The sequence below is a fragment of the Acinetobacter boissieri genome (genome assembly GCF_900096955.1).
In the GTDB taxonomy this organism is placed as follows: Bacteria; Pseudomonadota; Gammaproteobacteria; order Pseudomonadales; family Moraxellaceae; genus Acinetobacter; species Acinetobacter boissieri.
This window is the reverse complement of sequence record NZ_FMYL01000003.1, coordinates 1-18148: the sequence shown is the minus strand read 5'-3', so window position 1 is coordinate 18148 and position 18148 is coordinate 1. Positions and strand designations below refer to the sequence as shown.

Below are 18148 nucleotides of genomic sequence, written 5' to 3'. Positions count from 1 at the left end.
TTGGCAACATATGCTAAAAAACTGATTCACCTCTATGACAATGACGCTAACCAAAACTTACTTGCCATCACCGAAGGTCCACCCAATGCACCTGTGTCAAAAACATGTGCTGCCGTTAAAACAACATACTTTTTATGATCTATCTCAACCAAATCGCCTGCATAAATCTGGTCATTGAGTGGCCTGATAATCGTTCCTTTGGTAAGTAAAACCTTATTCATATTGTTAAGCTGTCTTTGGCTCATACCACCTTGTTGTATGACAGCTTGGTCTTGTTTGGTGTCTTCATGCCCAAGCACTGTACTACCATCGGGATCCGTAGACACGTACGATGATTTACCCATATTACGTAAATGCTCGCTATTGACCCAAACCACTGCACTCGCATCAAAGTATGCTACGACTTCTTTTTTGAAGAGTTGATCGATTTTCAATACGCTAAGCTGATGATTGCTATAAGCAAATACAACAGCCTCTTGTTGTGCATACCATGCAAATCGAGTGGTTGAAATCGTGCCTTTTAAGCAAACAAAAGAAAGTAAGGGCAAGTCACTCCCCATAGCCATTTTTACCCCACATGATCTCATCGCATCATTAAATGACGTATCATTTAATACCACTGCATGATTTCGTGCTGAAATCAGTGCATCACAGCCTTGAGGAATGGCGACACAAGCAATCCCTCCTATGGGCTTACCCTCTTTAAGTGTTTGTGTTTCAAGTGGAATCACTTTAATGATAACGAGTTTAACTTTGATTGAACCCACCTGAATGATTGAACCAAGTTTTAATTTATTTTCTAATTGTTCTGTCTTTTGCGTACTAAACTCTAAACTTATGGGTACAGGAATAAGATCAGTACGTAATGTCGCCTTGAGCAAATCAGATGCTGAAATTAAACTACCATCATCAAAGTAAATTTTCATAGGCCCTCAAATGTTTTGAAGCTGATTGGAGGTTCAATAAAAGCTTCATTTTGCATAATTTTTTTAGATTCAGTATATAACTGATTGGCCTCTGCAACACTTAATCCAAACCCGTCTCCCCCCAAGCTACGACTACCTTCGACTAAACGTGCTTGTAATAAATCACAATGACTTCTAAACACAGGCTCAATGATCGCCCATTCATACAACTGTAACGGCGTATTTTCATTAATTAATATCGGAACTGTACTATTGTTTTGTACTTCAAGTACCGCCCAAGATGCATAATACTGTGCGTCAAGTTGTAATGCATGTAACATATCTTCAAGCAATAATGAGTAGCCAGTCAGCGATAACTCTTGATGAAGTTGCTGTGCAAACGCCGTGAGCGTTCCATTACCTGCATACGATTGCATAGCTGTTATCCAAACAATGAGCCAAGAGATCGAGCAACGCCATTGATGGAGTTTGCAACGCCCACTGCCGCATTCGCTGTATTAATGACACTTTGCACACGATTGGTTAAGCTTTGTGCGCCATCTACATTTAACGCCCCTGGTTGGACTGTGCCATTTGTTCCTACACTCGCAAAATTACCGAAATAGTTATAATCACACGGGCATGAGATATGCATGACTTGGGATTTACTTTCTGAATCAAATTCAGCTTGTTCAAAACGAATAGCGCAGTTTAATAACTCATAAACTGCTGTAAATCGATCAATACGGCCATCATAGTAATCACAGTCAATCATGCCACCGCTGGCAACAATATATTCTGCAAATTTTTGATCATGGCCTGCTTCTGTCACAATCATTTGTAAGTTACCGCTATATTTTGTATGTGGCACACCTGCAACAATGCCCATAAATCCACCAGCATAAGCTACTTCAGCCGGATCACCATTCGAGACAATTGGACGCATCGAACCTTTAATCAAAAGTCGCATATCTTCCATGCCACGAGGTACAAGCATGCCTTGGCATGCAAGTAGTGGTGATCCTTGTTGTTGAATGGCTAAATAGTCATTTTTCAGCTGATTAAGTAAGATTGGATTACTTTGAATCATGTTGAGCTCTCAATATTGGCTTATGGATTTATTATCTATTTTTTACCCATCACCATTTAGCGATGTTCCAATTTAGCTCAAATCAAAAAAATGATAGCCTCGCCCTGCAACGGTGATGCCAAATACACTATCGCCTATATCAGTATTGAGTTCATCAGCGATAACTTTTAAAACAATATGTGCAGGCACTAAACGGCGTACAATCGGTGACAGCTCAATAATTTCCTTGAGTGCGACATCACGACTCAAATATAAGTTCACTCGGCTGGTCAAAAAAGTATTTTCAGAAGGTATATCTGTCAAAAAACGTGGATATTGTTTTACCTTTTCTAGGTCATGCCATAAACGTGTTAGCGTCCAATGGTTTTGCCACAAGCAAGTTAAAACAAACTCAACAAAAGTAAGCCCTCTTGCACTCGCCATACTTGACCAATTTGAAAAAATAATTTGCATTAGACGATCTGTTGCATCATCACGGCGTAAAACAACTAAACCATCTTTTTTTGCAAATCTCTCCACCACATCACGGCTACCAATATGAGGACAACCGTAATCTATAAGGTCTTGAAGCTGTGCTTGTAGCATACTTTCAAATACATACTGAAAAGCTGATACAAGGGATGTTTCTAGCCCATCTTGTTTAAATGATGCATCTATGGGCTGAGTAAATGAGTTAATCGCTAAAGTATCCATGCTGTACCTACTGAATCTGCTGTGCGATCAAGCTGGACTGAAATACTTCCTTCACTCAAGTACACCCACTCATGAGGCAAATTGAGCTGTGATGGGATATTAATCACAAAATCACTGACACGATCTTGGAAAGCAGCAATATTATTTCTCAATAAATTTGCGACTTCTTGTGAGTTGAATCCATTGAGTAACCAACGACTAGCAGATAAACTAGAACGGCCATAGCGGTCTACTAAAAGCCCTTTAATTTGACTGACGACACTATCAATATCATGAACTGATGCTAAGCGACCCGTAATTGTCAGGTAAAGCGGCTTTTCAACAACATCGTGTACAATTACTCGCTCTTTAAACAAAGTATCTGCTCGGCCAATAATCGTTTTAATTTCGTTTTCAATCATGGTTTGCTCTGCAGCCACCTTTGCTTTAAATGCAACATGCAGATGGTTTATATCTTTATATGTGACACCGTAGTATGTGTCTTGTACATTCTCATTCCAGACGCTCACAAAGTCTGTGCGACTCATGACTTTTTTACGCACTAAATAATCAAAATTCCCTAAAAATACGGCGTTCTCTCCATACATCGACGGATAACTTGCCAATACGCGTAACTGATCAATACTTAATGCTGTTGTACCTGAGCGAACTAGTCCACCACTTTGAAATACAACACTAATACGCTGTTCATCTGTACTATTCACCTCGGTTAAAGAGGCATCTTTAAGTTTAGAGACATCGATATCACCATACGTTTCTGTAATACCAAAGGTAAATGTATCTCCTGCATGAACAGTCACCCCTGCACGCTCACTGTCTCCAAACTCAACAAATATACGACGTAAACTATCAGTGGTCACATTAATCGCATATACCCCTTTTTCAACATTTAACCACTGTGGCTGAATAAGGTACGTGTTACGTAATGGAATACTGTGATCAACCACAGTTAAGCTGGCAAGATATAAGTCATCGAGTAAATCAATACTTTTTTTGTGGAATGGCTCGGTAATATCTGCAACATACTCTACTTCACGATATTCACTTTGTTCCGCCGTGACCGTCACTGTTTGCTGTGGTCCAACCGTCACCGATTGAAGCAATCGCCATACTCGCCCACCATTGTCTTCAATATGTCGACCTTGACTCAATGTAACAGCATTTGATGCTTTATTTTTTACATCAATTTTAAACTGGCATGCGACTGCAGTTGGCAAGATGCCCTTATTACTCGCATCAGCCAAGATCGATCTATCACGTGTACGAATAAACGGCTCAAGCGATGCAACTTCAATATCTTGGGAAATTGCCTCTAAATAAGATGCTATTGCTCGTACTTGCTGAAGCACTAGAGGATCTTTCACCCAATATCGTTCAAGAATGGCACTATCGGTAATTTGTGCAACCAATCGTTTCTCAAAATCTACTTTTATCGTCATGACTGCATCTGCTGTATGTCAGTTAAATTAATATTGATATTGCCCACACCTAAATAAATTTTCTTTTGCTCAAAGCTGATGTTTTCTGTATAAAGGCTCAATTGATCACTATGAAGTTGTGCCAAAATAGGTAAATCTTCTTTCATTTTGGCAATAAATGTATTTGCAACATCTGATGTCATCGGACGCAAAAGTAACCCATTCAAATCTGCACCGTAACTTGAGCCAAAATATCCATTGGGTGGCGTACTTAACCAATGATTAATCATTGAAATTACATCTGCACTGACAATCATACTGCCCCCTTTGGCCTGATCGTATTCAATAGAGAAAATGCGATATAAACACCACTAAACCACATTGAAATCACGCCAAGTACTACAGCAACAAACCAGACAGAAACGCCTTCACACCCCAATGTATTAAGTACTGTAATTAGTCGCCAATCTAAAAATAAACAAATGATCGACTGTATGCTAATCGCTATCATCAAGAACCATTTCAAACGGTGTATCATAAATTTGAGCATTGGACTAAACAGGGTCAATTCAATACTTTTTTGATGCTGTTTTTTCCAATACATGCAGTACAAGGTCATACATAAAAATGCAAAAACTAAAACCATATCAAGCACAAGATTACTCACGATTTGTCACTCCAAACTATGAGATTACAATGTTTTGTGCTGTCGCTAATTGCTCTTTGAGCTGGATTAACAATACATTTTTTTGCTCAATATTTTGATCAAGTACAAGTTCATCTTCTTTAAGTTGCTTGATCTGAGCCGATGAGCTTTTACTTGAAGAATTCATAATTTTAGGGATAATTACTTTTTCTTTATTACGTGATGCCTCAAACTTCTTTTGACTATTACGAACCAGGTTTGAAACTGATTTTACGCCGTTATCAAATGTCATTTTTACGTCATTAGAAAAATCACCAGCCAGGACAATTTCTTTACCATTCAGATTAGCTTTAAAAGCATCGGCACCTGCACGAATATAAAGTTTAAGTGTTTGACCGCCTTCAAATATAAAAGATACCGGGCAAGCACTGACACCACCGACTCGTTTTAACTTATCTACATTTACAATAGGTATAGTTTGTCCAACTGCTTTTTCTAAAGCATCTTTAATTTTTTGAAGGTATGCATCGGTGGCTTTTAGATCCGATAATTGTAGTGTTGTTGCCATAATATCTCCTCAATTCAGATATGTTCTGATTATGGCACCGTATATTTGAACAAGTTTTATATGTTCCTAAAGATAGTGAAATGCTTAAAACATCATTGGACTAAACTAAAAAAGACCTAGTGAATAGGTCTTTTAGGATTATGAAATGTATAAATTAATAGTAACCAAGTTTACGGCCTTTTTTAAATGACTTAACACGCATTTTAATGGCATTGGCAGTATGTGCTTTCATTCGAGCCTTAGTTAATGCACCTTTTTGCTTCGCTGTTAAGCGTACTTTTTGATTTGGTAACCGCTTATGAACAATTGTTTTTTTACCACGGCGTATGACTGCTTTCGCCTTATACTGAATATTCTTACCAGCGACTTTACGCACCATAGTATGACCAACTGCAAGCGAATCAAACGAGGCTTCGTCATCTTCATGACCGTACACGAAATCGCGAATAAAGATATCTAAAGGCTCACCATCATCAGGCATATTGCCCAAAACGGTATCGCACACGGATTCAATCGCTGCATCAGCAATTTCAAGATCATCGTTAAACATTTCAGCCAATGCACTATCATCAACACCAAAAGCATTTAGTGCATCTTGTAAGCTACCCAATAATAACTCCCAAGCAGTATCATCAGTCTCTTGGTCATCTAAACCATCTGTGGCACTGAGCATGAGTGCATCAAGTACATCTGTTGGTAGAGTGTCTTCATCAAGTCCTTCACCCACTTGCTCAACCAGTGATGCAACTATACCTACTGCTAACTCACGAAAATGCTCTTGCATTGACTGCTGTTCACGAACTTCAGTGCTAGACAATGCTTGCACGCTATCTTGCAAGTCACTCGCTTTCGCACTATCAAAACCAAAGTGAATATGATCCTGCTCTGGTTTACTTTGATTCGCTCGTTTAAATCCAAACATAATTTTCTCGCTTTATTTTACAATGACATCATCAAATACAACTGAACGAACAGCACCAACAACACGGCGTGCTAGATATAATCGAACTCTCTCAAAAGGGTACTGCTCATCTTCTTCTAATTTAAATGCATACGGCTTACCGCCAAGATCAGATGCATTTTTGAGTAAGTCTGCTGACACACAGTTGTTAAGGAATGTCGTGATATCTCGCCCGGCTTCTGTTAAAAAACGGTCAGTTTTTTTAAGCATGTGACGTTTCAGAATATCGATGACTTTATTTTCGGTATAACAGGTAATTTCTGCAGCATTCACGATACGCAATGCACTGTCTTTACTTTGATATTGTGTGAGTACATCACTAAGTACAAAGCGCTCGCCAATATCATAATTTTCTAGGCGTACTACATTGATTTTAGCCACTGCCAATTGCTCTAACTCTTGTGGGCCAAAAACAATATCAGCACGCTGTTCAATCGATTTGAGTGAGAATGGATAATCTGCACCTGCTATGGGTGTACCAATCGGAGGGATACCTTTTGCCGTGACGTTGGCATTTCGCAGAGCCTTATACCCAAGGTACATACCCATAGCATAAGCAGGCTTTTTACGACCACGTAAAGATATTGCATCACGTGGGCGACAAAGATTCGGCGACCAAATTAACTGTACTCGATGATCATTCGCATCAAGGGAATTTGCGATAGCCACTGCTTGGTCTATGGTTAATGTGGGATCTAACTCAATGGTAAAAGGAATATTAAGTTGATCTAAAGCTCTAAGAATAGTGTTATATACACTCAAGTTTTGAAGACCAATGATTGCAATATCTGATGGTCGATTACGTAAAGTAGTGAGTAAATTGAAGGCTTGGTCTGCATCAAATGCACTTGGTTGATCATCTGCTAATGCAAAGGTTGTAACATTCTTACTTAAACTATTTAAGCTATTATAAGCACTACTTGACGTGATCGCCGTGATAAGCGTGGCATTATTGTATGTAATTTCAAAAGATTTAAAATACTCAGTTGCACCTGCAATACTCCATAATGACGCATAATCATCTTCATCATCATTAAGTGTACCTTGCACCTGGTAAATCAAAGTATCTGTCGCTGTATCAACCCAACGTAACTGACAAACAATCTGGCTACCTGTAGTCGGTGTCATCACTTTTGATGAAAACTTGACTTGTAGCTCAACATCACTACCTAAGTAACTATGTAAATCATAGTCAATCTGCAATGTTGCGGTACTGTCCTTTACTGTAACGAGTTGACCACTGGTTAAAACCCCGACGGCTAATGCTGTCATCTTTTACCCCTATTTTCTTTATTGTTGTATTTTGACAAATTGAAAATGGGGCGTTTTACTGTGTTCCAAGAATAGTCCACAGTAAAAATAAAACTTTCTAAAAAGCCTAAAAAACTAGTTTGTAGGAATTAATGTGACTCAGTGCCAATAAGAGTACAAGTTTTGTAATGCTCTTTTAAATAAATCAGGCGCTTGTATTCCTAAAATTAAATTTCCATCTTTATTTAGCAAGAAGCTTACCTCAGCTCTAGTGATTTGATTTTCGAAACTTCCATATAAAACAACTGTTCTTAGAACTTTGAAATCTGGATAGTACCTATTAATATAAAGCCTTTCAACTGGATCATAATTATTTAACTCACTAATTCCTTTAAGCATATTTGAATATACTTTACCCTCAACATTGATCACCTCCATCTGTTTAGGATCCAAAAGAATTAAGTCAGGAATATATACTATTTTAGTCTTATCGCCTGCTTTATAGGCTTCTCTATTTTCGGCTTCATACTTTATTAAAGACAAGTACTGCCCATCAGGTGTAAAAAAATAACCTTTTTCAGAACCGGCATGGTTATCAAATATCGAAAATCCTTCAGAAAAATTTTCTACCAACAAGTGAATAAATATTGTACCTAACTTTTCACCTTTCGTATCATATCGCCAATAATCAACCTGAGCTATTTGAGATGGAAGCTGTAAACCTTCCAAGGTTATACCCAATATTTGAGCAATTCTAATAAATTTATTTTTGCCATTTTGGACGTGTTTCTGAAATAACCCATGATGTGTAATCTCTATTTGTCCTTGATACCCGAGTACCCGTAATGTATAAGCAATAGAACTTAGAGTACCTATATTGGGATCATGAGATAAACTATCACTCTTGAAAAGCCTGCCTGATATTTGTATTTTATTTTCATACTGAGTGATTTTTATAGGAACATTACCTGCGGGTGGATTCCTCATACTATTTTTAGCCGAAATTAGCTCATCAATACTCGTAAAAGGTAAAAAGTCAGTACGATTTTTCCCTAAAATACGAACTCCTTGTGTAGTAAGTAAACGACTACCAAAAATATTGGTATCACTCAACGTTTGATTTTCTTCATTCCGTAAAGAATAAAGCATTATTTTTTGTGCATTTGGATAAAATGAGTGAACATAGCTAAATTTAGATGATCTTTGAGATACTCCTGTATTACGACTTTCTTTATCAGTTGTCTTCGTCTCCTCTATAACATAAACAGGAATGTCTAATTGGGTGGGTTCATAATCTTGATAAAAGACTAAAAAATCCACAAAACTTGAATACCCTGTAGCTATTTTAATAAATATTTTGTTTATTAAAGGTGTATTTATACCCAGAATCTCATAGGTAAATAAAAAATTATTTTTATCCAAAATCGGAATAATTCTAATATTATCAAAAAAGACACCATTACCTCTATCTTGGCAAAACGTACCTACAATCATTTGAATAACAGTTGGTTTAGGATACTCTTCCGTTAGTATCCATAAGTTTTGGTTTTTGAACATTTTATTCCCATGTACTACAATTTAGAAATTGACTATATCAAATTCATAGAATATGATATAAGTAGGATGTAATTGGATGTTTTTATGCGGTATATTGGTGGCAAAACAAAATTGCTCAGTGAAATTGAAAACATGATATTGAAAAAAGTTAATAACCATGGCAATAAAATTTTTTTAGATTTATTTTCAGGAACAGGAGTTGTAGCCTATCATTTCAAGAAATACTTCAAGGTTATAACGAATGATTCACTTTATTTTTCATACATTCTAGCTAAAGGATATGTCACACCCAATAATGTACCAAAATTTACAGGCCTAATTAAACTAGGAATACATGATCCTCTTGATTATTTAAATAATTTATCTGGTCAAATGGGTTTTATTGAATCTAATTATGCGAGTGATAGCAATGGGCGTATGTATTTGACTCCTAAAAATGCTCGAAAAATTGATGATATTCGACTTACTTTAGATCTATGGTTAAATAAAAAACATATCAATCACGAAGAATTTGAATACTTATTAGCAACACTAATAGAAGCGGTTCCTTTTGTGTCTAATATTACAGGAACTTACGGCGCTTATCTAAAACATTGGGATAAACGAGCATTTAAAGATTTGGTCCTTAAACATCCCATTTTGTACAATAATAATAAAATCAACGAATCCTTTAACAGTAAAGCTGAAAATATCACTCACAGTATAAGAGCTGATATTTGTTATATAGACCCACCTTATAACGGCAGACAGTACACCTCAAACTACCATTTATTAGAAACAATTGCTAAATATGATAACCCTGTTATAAAAGGTGTTACAGGTATTAGACGATTTGACGATAATGAAACTTCTGATTTTTGTAAAAAGTCAAAAGTTTATAATGCTTTTAAAAAAGTTCTGGTGCAAGTTAATTGTAAACACTTGTTTTTAAGCTATAATTCTGATGGACTTTTAAATAAAGAACAGATTCAAGAAATTTTACTATCTGTAGGTATTCCCGAAACTTATGATTTCATGGAAATTGAATATCGTCGTTATAAGTCAAAAATTGTTTTGAAGCCTAAAGTAAACGAATATTTATTTTATATTGAGAAACAAAACCATGAATAAACTAACAGTAAAAAACAACCAGCAGATTGTTGCAAGTCCAATGAATTATATTGGTGGCAAAGCTAAATTGCTCACGCAGATGATGCCATATTTTCCAGCTAAAATAGATAATTTTTATGATATTTTTGCTGGTGGAGCAAATGTTGCTGTAAATATAAATGCTCAAAAAGTTTTCATAAATGACATAAATAAATATGTAATAGATATTATTTCTTTTTTTAAAGAAAATGAAATTGATAACATTCTAAACACTATCTATTTTTATATCGAAAAATATAGTCTTAGCAAAACAAATAAAGAGGGGTTTTTGAGACTTCGTACGGACTACAACAAAGATAAAAATCCAATTAAATTATATACGTTAATCTGCTATTCATTTAACTATCAATTTCGCTTTAATAATAATCATGATTACAACAATCCATTTGGATTAGAACGCAGTCATTTTTCTAAAGTTTTAGAAGATAAGTTAATACGTTTTGTGAGCAAACTCAAAGAAAAGGACGTTACTATATCTTGCCAGTCTTTTGATACCTTTTTAAAGGAACAAAAATTTACTCAAGATAGCTTTTTATATTTCGATCCCCCTTATTTAATAACAACAGGTAGTTATAATGATGGAAATCGTGGTTTTAAAAATTGGACAGTTTCCCAAGAAAGACTTTTATTAAATACATTAGACGATTTAAATCAAAATAAAGTGAAATTTGCTCTTTCAAATGTTTTGACTCATAAAGGTAAAACAAATGAGATCCTACTTGAGTTTTCAAAGAAATATCGAGTTATAGAACTAAATAAACATTATAACAACAGTTCTTATAATACAAGTACTGGAGAATCAAAAGAAATCCTATTGCTTAATTATTGACATATTCTGACACACAAAGAATATGATAAAAGCCATTGGAAACAGGACTAAGACCATGAATGCAATGATTAAACAAGCTGTAGATCACTGGCGTTATGTTGCTCCTCTTTTAAGCAGACCTGAAACGGCCGAGGACTATGATACGCTTGTTGAATCGCTCGATGAATTACTTGATATCGTTGGAGATGACGAAGGACATCCCCTTTCAAGTCTTATGCATCAGCTCGGTACATTGGTTTTTGAATATGAAAATGAACATACGCCAATGCCAGACAGTCATGGTATATCTGCAATGGTTTTTTTGATGCAACAACAAGGATTAACTCAGGCTGATCTATCTGATATTGCACCACAGTCAGTTATTTCTGAGATTATAAGTGGTAAACGTCATCTTAATATTCGTCATATAAAACTCTTGTGTAAAAGCTTTAACGTCAGTTCTGATACTTTCTTTTAATAATTTAAAAAAGCCACTATATGAAGTGGCTTTTTTCTTTAGCTTGAAACTAACTGTAAACAATACGACGGCCCAATGTATTTAATTGGGCCAAATTATTTTTAACCTGAGCAACTGCATCAACAGAAGTGCAATGTATTTCAACCTGCTCACCTGTACCAATTAACGTACGTGAATATGGTTCAAACACACGGCGTACACCATTGTTTTTTGCCGTAATCAATAAAATATCTTTCTGCGCCGTAGTTGCTGTACTTTTAGAGCTATTTTCCACTTTCGTATCTGTTGTTGAATCTGTAATTGCTGTTGTATCTTTAGTGGTGTTAGTCACATCAGTTGCAGCTGCTGTATCATTGGTACTGGTAGTATCCGCTTGATCCGTTGTCGTTGCTGTATCATCAGTTGTATTGGTGGTTTTCTTAGTCGCCATATCTCAATGTCCTAAAAAATAATGAATTAAAAATGAGGACACCTCTGCCCTCATTTCCCTACATTAGTTACCCAAAGTTGGTAAGTTAATCAAACTAATCACCGCCACTTGATCGGCATAACGTGATAATGGATTAAGCTCAGCTGCCATTTGTGCTCGTGATCCAAACTCTACATCACGAGAATCAGGCTTGGCTTCACGGAAAGTTGGTGCCTCAGTAATTGTGCCCACAAAAGGATTACGTGTCGGCTCACTACCACGACCGACCAATAGTGCTTCAACTGCATTGCCTTCTTCGGCCAAAAGCCCATATTCAGTCGGTGCGTGGTACACATCTGTACCATCTGACAATGTACCAATACGAACAATCTCACCAAAAGCAGCTGTTGCACCTGTTTTTTTGAAAATAGATGCATCTAATTGATTAAAGTACACGGTGCCTTTATTTCCGACATACAGTGTAAAACCAGCATTAGAACCTGTTGCCTGGCGAATTGACAATTTAGCAAGATCCAATGTTGCCGTTACACGGCCAATCAAGTCACTAAACGTAGTAACTGCGGCAGTCAAGTTACCAGCAACTGAACGAGAAGCATCAAAAGTATATTCTCGGCCATTATATTGTGCTCGTTCCTTACCTTCACCAAGTAAGCGTAGATTCTGTTCTAAGAAAACCTTACCTTGAATTGCAACAAGTGCCGCACCCACAAACCCTAAACCTAACTCTGATGCCAGCTGATTTTGGGTGGTATATGACAATGTAATACGGTTTTGAATAGGCACGGATTGAATGCTGTCATATTCTGGTTTAAGCGATAGGCCAACTGGATTTATTTTGTGTTTTTTCTGTGCGTCTTTTGCATCAAAATCAACGACCAATGCAACTTCAATTATTGCTTCTTCAGGTAAATCAATATTCAACGTGACGCTAATTTCGCTCGTATCTACATTAATTTCACTTGAAATGACTTTGTATTCAATGCCGTTAATCAGCACACCACGCTTTGGCATTGCAGTAACAATACCACTTGCCACAGATGATGATTGATCCGCACGAGTATGAGCAACTTCAATTCCATTAATACGAATGGATACGTTACCTGACAAGAATGGTAATAATACAGCCGTATTATCAGGTGTTTTTCCTTTAAAATCTGCATATGCTGAATGTGCTGTCACGGCGTAAGCAGCATTTCCTTTAGCTGTGAGCTTGAATCGAAAGCGACCTTCTGCATAAGGTAAACCTGCATTTGCACCATCTAAATAATCACCAGCTTGCATCGCACCAAATTTAGAATCCGTGATATAGCGTACAGCGACAACCGGTACACGCACTGAATTACTTGGATTAGGCAACATTGTCACAATAGGTAAACTATTTGCAATCACTGAAGCAATCGTCACAATTGCCATTGCTGGAACGATGGCAGCTTGTTCATAGTTTTGATTACTAATGCTGTCAAAACCTGCAATTTGAGCAATACTGTCAAACATAGGTTTAGCCTGATCACCTTTAAGTGATTGGCTCAGTTGAGATGCTGAACATAATGCGGTCGCAATCACACTGGCATCAGGTAAATCACCACCATTTCGAGCTTGATATTCTGCAACACCTAAACGGACTGCATTATCAATGTCACTGTGATGTTCTACACCAATGCTGTCAAAAATAGCTTGTAAAGCGGTAGGACGGCGTTCTGGTTGCATTGCAACACTGTCAAATGATGCGAGTGTACCATTTTTATAAAAGTACCGCTCACAATCAGCAATACTTTTATTCTGCGCATCGAAAATTTTCTGTACTTCTTTTGCTAAAGTCATTGGATATCCATTCATCAATCAACATATGATGATGGTATGTTTACATAGTTGAAAAACGCCGTTTTTCAGTGTTCCAATTTTCATAGATTTTTCTAACGATAATATTTTTAACAATCCATATACCAAATGGTTTCACCCCAGTCATTATCTGGCACCTCTGGCATCACTTCACCTTGCTTAAAATGACGTTTTTGCATCTTATTTGCGGTGCTATACCAATCCCCTGTTTTTGGGCACACTTTGCCGGCATAACATTTTAAGCGTTGGCCTGTTTCTTCTTCATTGCCAGGGTAGCAAATAATTTGCCAATGTTGCCCATCAAAGCGAATCAGCTCTTTGTTTGCAACCACCCACAACACGCCGTCTTTGGCCTCTACATCGGAAGTGCCACGTATATGTTCAACTTCTTTGACTTTGCTATAACTATTATTTTCATAGCGGTATAATCCATCTTCGGAGGTAATATAAAGTACATGGTTATAATAAGCTGCGCTATAAAATGGAGTACTAATCCCCATGTCTTTTAAATTTTTAAAGCCAGTATTGACATTGCCTTGCAGTAAGGTGCCATATTCACCAGTGACGATGATATCTGTTTGGTTCTCACACACGATGATATTGTTTAAGGTAGACGGGGTTTTGGCATCAATATCAACCCAGTACTCGCCATTAAAGTAGGCAATAAAACCTCGATCACCGTTGCGACCACAAACATATAATTGGTCTGTGGCAAAGCCAGCAATGCCATATAAATATATCTCATAGCCTGACCTTTTATTTAGATCAAGCAAATCTTCTTTTTTAGTTTTTCTTGTATCGATAATTGGTTCTTCTAAGTTAAAACTAACATTACCCCAACCTTCCGAAGTTCGTTGATATACCTTTCCACCACTTCCACAGACATATACCCCAAAACCTAAATCTTTGAGACAAGTAAATGAACCATAAACTAAATGTTCATCTTTGTTTGGAATGACTTTTTCATTGTATTCATCGCCTGGTACTAAAACTTCAAGATCACCTTCAGAGTTCATGGTAATCAACTCTTTAGTACTATCTACAAATTCTGTCGAAACTAGCCCCCAACCATCTAAATCATGATAGCACCAGGCATCTTCACCACTTTCTGTATGTTTATATATAAACATACGTGCATAATAATCCCAATGATCCAATTCGTCTAAAACACAAGCTAAATAAAAATTATCTTCGCTGATCGCTACACCTGTTGTAAATGAAATTGCATTTGCCATTTTAATACCCACTCCCACGTTTCTTGTGACCAAACTCTTTCACATCTATCTTTCGAGCATCATAGCCTTTATTGTCTACCCTCACTATAAAGTCAGGCCCCATACCCTTACTTTGATGATAACTTCTTAGCTGTGTAGCAAGACTAGCTGCGCTGCATTTTTTTAAAACCAACGCTACGGATTTCGCACAAGCAACTTCCACTTCAATCAGTGCTGCAGTGCCCATAGGTTTAAATAAACCCTTTAGTTCCCTCTCAAAAACGTCATGTTGTTCATGAATTTGCCCATGTTGATTTGATGGTTTTGGAGTTGCGCCCTCCACACAAATCACCAAGCCTTCCGCTTCAGTCAAACCACCGTCAATCCCTCCACGCTCAGCCCCTTTTCTTGCACCCAGTCTAAAACATCGATCTGGCACCACATGATGGCCGGTTTTCCCTAACGGTTTACAGGTATCTGGCTTGTACGGCCTGAGTATACAACTTGGTTCTTTGTCATTTTTATTCTTTTTATCTTTATCTGGTGGTTTGGTTTCTTTTTGTTGATGCTGTGCATGTGTCGGCTGACTTCCTGCAGTATTGGTTTCGTAACGATTGGTCGGCTTAGGCCCTGAATGTGAATGCCCCGCCATTGCAAGCGGTTGATGGGGAACTTGTAAAAGTTCTTTGACTTTTCTACTTATCTCTTCACAAAGTTCTTTAATATATTTCTCAGTCGCACTCACAATCTTACTGATTTCAATATAAAAAGATTGTATCTTCGCTCGAAGTGGCCCAATGGTCTTTGATATCAGTGTGTTTAACACGTGACTCAGTCGATCTATATTTTTACGCAACACCATCTGTGCATTGGTTGCCAATTGCTTCCAAGGGTCATTTTGAAGCCACCGTTGAGGTGCTCGTCCCCAAGGGCAATGAATACCCACTTTGGCAGTGATTGTTTCTAAAGACTCCATGGTTTTAATCAAGGAAATCTTGGTTGCACCTTTGACTTGAGTGGATTTAATCACCGTTTTGAATAATGAACCCACTTCGGGTATTAAACCGATACTGGTCAGTGCAAGTGCCATGAAGTTTTCAGTATTTCTTTGCCCTTCATCTGACAGTGTGATGAGGTTTGATATTAAATCTCGAATATCACATACCTGATCTACCACAGGAATTAAGCTAATGATGCCCCCTACAACAACCTGTGATAGGGTAGGATCTTTATTAAAGTCGCCTTGTAGCATGCCATAAATCCAACTGGATTTTTCTGACAAGGACACAACCATATTGTGCTGGGTCACGCTTTTATTATATTCACCTTGCCCATAGTAAAAAAATAGCTTTGTCCACCATGACCAACTCGGGTCAGGTTGCTTCACATCGTATTGTATGTAACTTGAATATAGCTTGGGCTGATCATCTAAGTGTTTTGCTAAATCTTGAGCAGCATACCAAAAAGATTTTTGCACGGCTTCAGTATGTTTTGCAATTTCTTGCCAAAATTGATTATTCTGTGGTTTTTCCACGTTCCACTCCTCGGGTATTTATTCTTTAGCGCACACTTTTATTCGAGTGCTTTAAACCAATCGTCATTGGGACTCGGTTTAAATGTTTGATCATTTTGATCTTCGCCATATTGAATAACTACTTTGCCTTGGGGGACATTTTTTAAAACAGCTTTGCCATGTTCATCAAGTTTGCCTTTTTGACGTGTACCATCCATAAATAAAACTTCGAAAGGTGCACCCTGTACGGGTTGTCCATCACTGTGTAAATACTCAACAACAAGATCATTGGGCTTTAAATCAGTTATGGGTAGGGCAGATAACACAAACTGTGCCTTTTCACCTTTCAAAAAGGCATGCTGTGCGGCTTTAAGTTCAATCTGTGCCGGGGTTTTTAGCTCAATCTTTTCATCTACTTTCAGTGATGATGTACCACCATAAAGCTCTATCCCTTTCTTACTGCGTAAAATGATCTTATCTTCAGTCGATTGAATATCTATGCCTAACCTTGCCAATACCGAAATAGCGTTGTTATGGGCTGCAATCTCAATCTTCTCTTTTGCCGACACCGCTTTAATTCCACCTTGTATCGCAAGCGCACTGATTTTGCCGTGTGCATGGGCAATGAAATCACTTTGTGTACTCACATTAATACTTGACCCTGCAGTTTGATTAATCTGACCATTAGCACACAGATGAATGTCTTGGGCCGTACTCAAACCAATGCCATCTGGTGAGCTGAGCAATAACAGGGCTTGATTGAATTTGGCTATGTCTTGTTCCAGATGAGCAGCAAAAGCTTTGAGTTGTTCAACACTTTGAATGGGATCGGTCTGTTGGTTTTTAGCCACTTCACTCAGTACTTGGCTATTGTCACAGCTATTGTTGAGTTGTTGTTTGGCAGCGCTACTCTCTAAGTGTTGGCCTGTGGCTTGGGATTGGGCATACGTAGAGATGAGCAAGCCTTGCCCTGCACGTAGCGCACCCCATTGGTCTGTTCGAAGTTCAAAGCCTTCACCTCGCTCAGCACTGTCTGCCGATTTTTTGGGGTGGCTGAGCTTACCTAAATTGAGTTGACTGGCACCATGACTGCTGTGGAGTTGGCTACTGATTTGGCCAGTCGTGTCATTAAAACGCAGTTGGTTGTAGCCTGTGCCTTTGTATTCTTTGGTTTTAATGCCACTCAAGACTTTGGTCTCTGGCAACTGCCCGACCTGATCAAATTGTGCAGGGTGACGTTGGCCTTCATGAATACGACCCAATACAAATGGGCGATCTATATCACCATCAAAAAAGTCAATGACCACCATTTCATCAATGCGCGGGTGAAGGCGCATACCATAGCCTTCGCCTGCCCATGGCGTCAGCACATCCACCCAAGCGGAGTCGGTGTCATTGTCATTGCTTCCTGCACCGCTGTCATGGCTGTGATCTTCTGCACGGGTAAATAAAAAACGAACTTTAATGCGACCCCATGCATCAACATGAATTTCCTCACCACTTGGGCCAACCACTTTGGCACGTTGCGGGTGCACAACAGGTTTGTGCTGTTTCGGGTGGTACTCTGGAATAATGGCCACATGGCGACGCTGTAGAATCAGATGATTGGCTTGACGTTCATCCTGCTT

At 38.0% G+C, this 18148-nt stretch carries 19 protein-coding genes; 3 read left to right on the top strand and 16 right to left on the bottom strand.

The features are described from left to right. Positions 1-32: 32 nt before the first annotated feature. From BLS38_RS03670 to BLS38_RS03620, 11 genes are all read right to left on the bottom strand, one after another. The gene (locus tag BLS38_RS03670) at positions 33-926 is read right to left on the bottom strand and encodes a hypothetical protein (protein WP_092746995.1); all 894 of its coding nucleotides are present in this window, start codon (positions 924-926) and stop codon (positions 33-35) included. Further along, entirely contained in the window at positions 923-1342 is a 420-nt protein-coding gene (locus tag BLS38_RS03665; protein WP_092746994.1) for a thioredoxin domain-containing protein, read from the bottom strand. Before BLS38_RS03665 ends, BLS38_RS03670 begins: the two co-directional genes overlap by 4 nt. A gap of 5 nt (positions 1343-1347) precedes the next feature. Beyond that, positions 1348-1995, bottom strand: a complete 648-nt coding sequence (locus BLS38_RS03660) for a hypothetical protein (RefSeq protein ID WP_092746993.1) — start codon at positions 1993-1995, stop codon at positions 1348-1350. A gap of 72 nt (positions 1996-2067) precedes the next feature. Further along, on the bottom strand, positions 2068-2688 hold the full coding sequence (locus BLS38_RS03655) for a hypothetical protein (protein WP_092746992.1): 621 nt from the start codon (positions 2686-2688) through the stop codon (positions 2068-2070). Then, positions 2676-4127, bottom strand: coding sequence for a hypothetical protein (locus BLS38_RS03650; RefSeq protein WP_092746991.1), 1452 nt, complete (start codon positions 4125-4127; stop codon positions 2676-2678). The genes BLS38_RS03655 and BLS38_RS03650 overlap by 13 nt, the downstream gene beginning before the upstream one ends. Continuing rightward, entirely contained in the window at positions 4124-4423 is a 300-nt protein-coding gene (locus BLS38_RS03645) for a hypothetical protein (protein WP_092746990.1), read from the bottom strand. Before BLS38_RS03645 ends, BLS38_RS03650 begins: the two co-directional genes overlap by 4 nt. Next, complete coding sequence (locus BLS38_RS03640) at positions 4420-4773, bottom strand: hypothetical protein (RefSeq protein WP_092746989.1); 354 nt, start codon at positions 4771-4773, stop codon at positions 4420-4422. The genes BLS38_RS03645 and BLS38_RS03640 overlap by 4 nt, the downstream gene beginning before the upstream one ends. Positions 4774-4789: 16 nt before the next feature. Continuing rightward, positions 4790-5320, bottom strand: a complete 531-nt coding sequence (locus BLS38_RS03635; protein WP_092746988.1) for a hypothetical protein — start codon at positions 5318-5320, stop codon at positions 4790-4792. A 154-nt stretch (positions 5321-5474) separates the two neighbouring features. Next, positions 5475-6242, bottom strand: coding sequence for a hypothetical protein (locus BLS38_RS03630; RefSeq protein WP_092746987.1), 768 nt, complete (start codon positions 6240-6242; stop codon positions 5475-5477). Positions 6243-6254: 12 nt separating this feature from the next. Beyond that, complete coding sequence (locus BLS38_RS03625) at positions 6255-7553, bottom strand: hypothetical protein (protein WP_092746986.1); 1299 nt, start codon at positions 7551-7553, stop codon at positions 6255-6257. Positions 7554-7691: 138 nt separating this feature from the next. Then, complete coding sequence (locus BLS38_RS03620) at positions 7692-9089, bottom strand: hypothetical protein (RefSeq protein WP_092746985.1); 1398 nt, start codon at positions 9087-9089, stop codon at positions 7692-7694. Between the two features lie 84 nt (positions 9090-9173). On the opposite strand from BLS38_RS03620, the gene BLS38_RS03615 reads away from it, so the two are divergent. Genes BLS38_RS03615 through BLS38_RS03605 form a run of 3 tightly spaced genes read left to right on the top strand, consistent with a single transcriptional unit; the run spans position 9174 to position 11524 of the window. Next, positions 9174-10199: a DNA adenine methylase gene (locus BLS38_RS03615; RefSeq protein ID WP_092746984.1), complete on the top strand. Its 1026-nt coding sequence runs from the start codon at positions 9174-9176 to the stop codon at positions 10197-10199. Beyond that, the gene (locus BLS38_RS03610; RefSeq protein WP_092746983.1) at positions 10192-11067 is read left to right on the top strand and encodes a Dam family site-specific DNA-(adenine-N6)-methyltransferase; all 876 of its coding nucleotides are present in this window, start codon (positions 10192-10194) and stop codon (positions 11065-11067) included. The genes BLS38_RS03615 and BLS38_RS03610 overlap by 8 nt, the downstream gene beginning before the upstream one ends. A gap of 55 nt (positions 11068-11122) precedes the next feature. Next, complete coding sequence (locus BLS38_RS03605) at positions 11123-11524, top strand: helix-turn-helix domain-containing protein (RefSeq protein WP_092746982.1); 402 nt, start codon at positions 11123-11125, stop codon at positions 11522-11524. A 49-nt stretch (positions 11525-11573) separates the two neighbouring features. Here the strand turns inward: BLS38_RS03605 and BLS38_RS03600 are convergent, their stop codons facing one another. The 5 genes from BLS38_RS03600 to BLS38_RS03580 all read right to left on the bottom strand — a co-directional run. Next, positions 11574-11954, bottom strand: a complete 381-nt coding sequence (locus BLS38_RS03600) for a hypothetical protein (protein WP_092746981.1) — start codon at positions 11952-11954, stop codon at positions 11574-11576. A gap of 63 nt (positions 11955-12017) precedes the next feature. Next, complete coding sequence (locus BLS38_RS03595) at positions 12018-13775, bottom strand: hypothetical protein (protein WP_092746980.1); 1758 nt, start codon at positions 13773-13775, stop codon at positions 12018-12020. A 107-nt stretch (positions 13776-13882) separates the two neighbouring features. After that, a complete protein-coding gene (locus tag BLS38_RS03590; RefSeq protein ID WP_092746979.1) occupies positions 13883-15028 on the bottom strand; it encodes a hypothetical protein in 1146 nt (381 codons plus the stop codon). Between the two features lies 1 nt (position 15029). Beyond that, positions 15030-16541: a hypothetical protein gene (locus BLS38_RS03585; protein ID WP_092746978.1), complete on the bottom strand. Its 1512-nt coding sequence runs from the start codon at positions 16539-16541 to the stop codon at positions 15030-15032. A 38-nt stretch (positions 16542-16579) separates the two neighbouring features. Next, positions 16580-18148, bottom strand: a 1569-nt coding sequence (locus BLS38_RS03580) for a DUF2345 domain-containing protein (RefSeq protein ID WP_143230102.1), incomplete at its 5' end; no start/stop codon positions are given.

Excerpts from the sequence above, each read along its gene's own strand:
- BLS38_RS03670 (WP_092746995.1), bottom strand. The coding sequence starts at position 926 with ATGAAAATTTACTTTGATGATGGTAGTTTAATTTCAGCATCTGATTTG.
- BLS38_RS03665 (WP_092746994.1), bottom strand. The coding sequence starts at position 1,342 with ATGCAATCGTATGCAGGTAATGGAACGCTCACGGCGTTTGCACAGCAA.
- BLS38_RS03660 (WP_092746993.1), bottom strand. The coding sequence starts at position 1,995 with ATGATTCAAAGTAATCCAATCTTACTTAATCAGCTGAAAAATGACTAT.
- BLS38_RS03655 (WP_092746992.1), bottom strand. The coding sequence starts at position 2,688 with ATGGATACTTTAGCGATTAACTCATTTACTCAGCCCATAGATGCATCA.
- BLS38_RS03650 (WP_092746991.1), bottom strand. The coding sequence starts at position 4,127 with ATGACGATAAAAGTAGATTTTGAGAAACGATTGGTTGCACAAATTACC.
- BLS38_RS03645 (WP_092746990.1), bottom strand. The coding sequence starts at position 4,423 with ATGATTGTCAGTGCAGATGTAATTTCAATGATTAATCATTGGTTAAGT.
- BLS38_RS03635 (WP_092746988.1), bottom strand. The coding sequence starts at position 5,320 with ATGGCAACAACACTACAATTATCGGATCTAAAAGCCACCGATGCATAC.
- BLS38_RS03630 (WP_092746987.1), bottom strand. The coding sequence starts at position 6,242 with ATGTTTGGATTTAAACGAGCGAATCAAAGTAAACCAGAGCAGGATCAT.
- BLS38_RS03625 (WP_092746986.1), bottom strand. The coding sequence starts at position 7,553 with ATGACAGCATTAGCCGTCGGGGTTTTAACCAGTGGTCAACTCGTTACA.
- BLS38_RS03620 (WP_092746985.1), bottom strand. The coding sequence starts at position 9,089 with ATGTTCAAAAACCAAAACTTATGGATACTAACGGAAGAGTATCCTAAA.
- BLS38_RS03615 (WP_092746984.1), top strand. The coding sequence starts at position 9,174 with ATGCGGTATATTGGTGGCAAAACAAAATTGCTCAGTGAAATTGAAAAC.
- BLS38_RS03610 (WP_092746983.1), top strand. The coding sequence starts at position 10,192 with ATGAATAAACTAACAGTAAAAAACAACCAGCAGATTGTTGCAAGTCCA.
- BLS38_RS03605 (WP_092746982.1), top strand. The coding sequence starts at position 11,123 with ATGAATGCAATGATTAAACAAGCTGTAGATCACTGGCGTTATGTTGCT.
- BLS38_RS03600 (WP_092746981.1), bottom strand. The coding sequence starts at position 11,954 with ATGGCGACTAAGAAAACCACCAATACAACTGATGATACAGCAACGACA.
- BLS38_RS03595 (WP_092746980.1), bottom strand. The coding sequence starts at position 13,775 with ATGACTTTAGCAAAAGAAGTACAGAAAATTTTCGATGCGCAGAATAAA.
- BLS38_RS03590 (WP_092746979.1), bottom strand. The coding sequence starts at position 15,028 with ATGGCAAATGCAATTTCATTTACAACAGGTGTAGCGATCAGCGAAGAT.